1 protein-coding gene is annotated in these 3,522 nt (G+C 38.0%); it reads left to right on the forward strand.

Going from position 1 to position 3,522, the window contains the following annotated elements; all coding sequences use genetic code 11:
- On the forward strand, positions 1–3,522 hold a 3,522-nt coding region (locus tag CVS93_RS09720), incomplete at both ends, for a beta strand repeat-containing protein (protein ID WP_159071538.1).

Raw genomic sequence — 3,522 nt, forward strand, 5'->3', positions numbered from 1 at the left:
GCTTTGCAGAAGGAGGCCACATTAGTAACATAAATGCTAATGTAGGAAGCATAGATGCTTTATCTCTAGCAGCAGGTAGAGATAATAGCTTTGGTGTAAGTGGAGGAAGTGCTGTCGGGGCTGGAGCAATAGAACCTACTTTACCAGCAGGAAGTATAAAAATTCCTTTATCAGCATATGTAGGAGAGAGCACATCTTCTAGACTATTAGCTTCATTTTATAACTCTATACCTAATGGATATCATGTATATAGACATACTGATGGTAGAGATTATCTAACTCCTGATGATCCTACTACTCCTAGTGCATTCCAACATAAAGATGGTTGGTATGTAAGCAATGATGGTAAACTAGCTATTGGTCAAGATGATGCTAAAGACCTAGCGGTAACTAGCACAGCAAAAGCTTCAAACTATCCAGATGATGGCTCAGTAGCTAAGATAGTAAATCCTAATCCAAGTTTAAGAGTGTTTGGATCGGATACTCCCAATGATATAATCATAGACGATACTCACATAAATTTGGTAAAAAGTGGTGTAGGAACTGATGATGTTAAATTTCTAAATAATGCCACAGTGGACTGGATGTCAAGCGGAAGTAGTGCAGATAGAGTAGAACTGCCTAACGGATCTTCTGTAAATAACACAATTATAGTAACCGAGGGTGGTGAAGATGTGGTTAATATCGATGCAACATCTTTTAATGGCAGTACTGTAAATACTGGAGCTGATAACGATACTGTTAACATAAATACAAATATTACCGCAACGGCTCAATCAAATATTGTAACCGAAGATGGCTCAGATACTGTAAATATAAAAAGCGGTATAACACTCACTAATGTAAATGTAGATATGGGTGCAGGTAAAGATACTATAAAGATCAATGACGGTAAATTAAATTCTACTGATCGTATAATATTTAAAGGCTCTACGCTAAGTACAGGAAGCGATACAGCAGCTGACGATAATGACGAAATAACTATTTCAAACGCTACATTTATGGAAAGTAGTCCAGGTAAATATTCTAATGTATATACGAAAAACGGAGATGATATCGTTACTGTAAAAGATGGAACTATATTTCAAGACAATTCACTCATTACAACTGGACGAGGCAACGATAAAGTATATTTAGAAAGTGGTGTTCAATTTAATAAAGGTACTGTTTGGGCTGATGACGGAGATGATGAGATACACATTAACGGAGCGGAATTTAATAGTCCAGGAGGTATAGGCGGCGTATCTGGCGGAGCTGGAAACGATAAAATTTTCATTAACGATGGAACTAAATTTACTGGTGGCTCTATACTAGGCGATGGCGGAGCTACACTTGATCCTATAAATGGACCGGGAAATGATGAGATAACTATTTCAGGTACAAATACCGTTCTAGATAACGTAAATATAGATACTGGCGATGCTAATGCTAATGCGGTTGGCGGAGCTAAAGATACTGTAAAAATCGAGGATGCACAACTTAAATACACTAGCATTAAGTCTGGTAATGGTAATGACGAGATAACCATAACCGGAAATGCAAATTTAACCGGTGGATTCAATAAGAGCGGAAGCGGTGATGATACTATAACAGTAAGTGGCAATGCAATCTTAAATAACACGTATCTTCAAGGGGAACAAGGTAGTGATACTATAACTATAAGCGGCAATGTTAAGGCTAAAGGTGGTAATTTTAACACCGGAGCTGGAGCAAACGATAAAATAAATATTAACGGTAATGCCGAGTTGGATGGCACTACATTGCAGTTTGAAGGCGATAAATCAACAGATAAAGCTACTCTAAACGTAACCGGAAACGCCGTACTAAAAGATGTATCTATACAGGCATCTTCATCTCTAGGCGAGCAATATATGAATTTCCATCAAAGCGGCGAAGCTAGAGTAAAGAGCCTTATGGGTAGCCAAAATAAAGACGTTATAGATATAGCGGGCGACTTTACTTATACTAACGTCGGCAATAATCTTCAAACTCACGGTGGAGACGATGAGATAAAGATGCACGGCGGAGCTACGGTAAAAGTCAAAGCAGATATGGGCGAGGGCAAAGATACTTTAACAATAGATAATGCTACATTTAAAGATTCTCTTGTGAATATGGATGGTGGTAACGACGAGATAAATATAAATGCCGGAGCAAATTTAACTAATACAAGAATTTATACCGATGATGGTGAAGATAAAGTATATGTAAGAGGCGGTACATTTAGCGAAGCAGAGATCGGACTAGGCAAGGGTAAAAATGAAGTAAATATAGAGTCTGGTGCGGTATTTGGCGACCAAGATGCTAGTCTTAATGCCTTTAATGAGCATAAAACTTATATAAGATCAGATCATAGGGATTATTATAGTTCAGAAGATACCATAAATGTTAAAGCCGGCGCTACAGTCAAAAATGCCGAAATACAAACTTACGGTGGAAAAGATACTTTAAATATAAACGGTACGGTTGAAAAGTCTAATATTGACACCGGAAAAGATAACGATACTATAAATATCGGTGGTGGCATAATTAAAAACTCTAATATCACAACCGGAAGCGGCGACGATACTATCAATATTAAGGGCGGTAAATTTAAAGACGCTAATATTCAAACAGGACATGGTACAAATACCGTTAATATCGATGGTACTGGCGGTAGTATAGAATCTGACAATACTAAAATCACTCTTGGAGGTGGCTGGAGTACTGGCGATAATACGGTTAATATTAGTGGTAAATTTGGCGATAAAGATGCTAGCTCATACGATAAAACCGTAATCGGTGCATTTGGTAGTGCCGTTGCTAAAGATACGATTAATATTAAAGATGGTGCTGAGCTATACAATACAAGAATAGATCTTCACGCCAATGATGACGTAATTAATATAGGAGCCGGTGCTACTGTTAAACACTCTCAGCTTATAACTGGAGATCAAAGTGATACTCTAAATATCGGAGACGGAGCTAATATTAGCGAAGGTACGCATATGCACTTAGGATACCATAGTGATACCGCAAAAATAGGAAATAACGTTACTATAGATAATTCTGATATCTATATGGATAATGATAAGAACGATACAGATGCGAGCACTTTCGGTAACGATACAGTAACTATGGGAAATAACGTAACGTTTAAAAACTATGCCGACGTAAAAGGTGGTCAAGGAAAAGATACTATTACTATAGGCGATAACCTAACCTTAGACGGCAATGCCGGAATTTATGGAGACTGGGGCGAAGGCGGCGGCGGAGTAAATAACGCTACTGATGGTAATGACACGATCACTATCGGAAATAATCTAACCGTTAAGAATAACTCTACCGTAAGCGGCGGTGGCGGAGATGATGTTATCTCTATCGGTAAAAATGCAAGTATTCAAGATACTTCGACTATCGACGGCGGAGCCGGATTTGATACATTAAAAGTAGCTGATAATAGCATAGACTTTAGCCATGTTAAAAATATCGAAAAACTAGATATGACTAATGGAGAAAAGACAACCTTATCTCTTACAGCTA

Source organism: Campylobacter concisus, assembly GCF_003048535.1.
Lineage (GTDB): Bacteria > Campylobacterota > Campylobacteria > Campylobacterales > Campylobacteraceae > Campylobacter_A > Campylobacter_A concisus_S.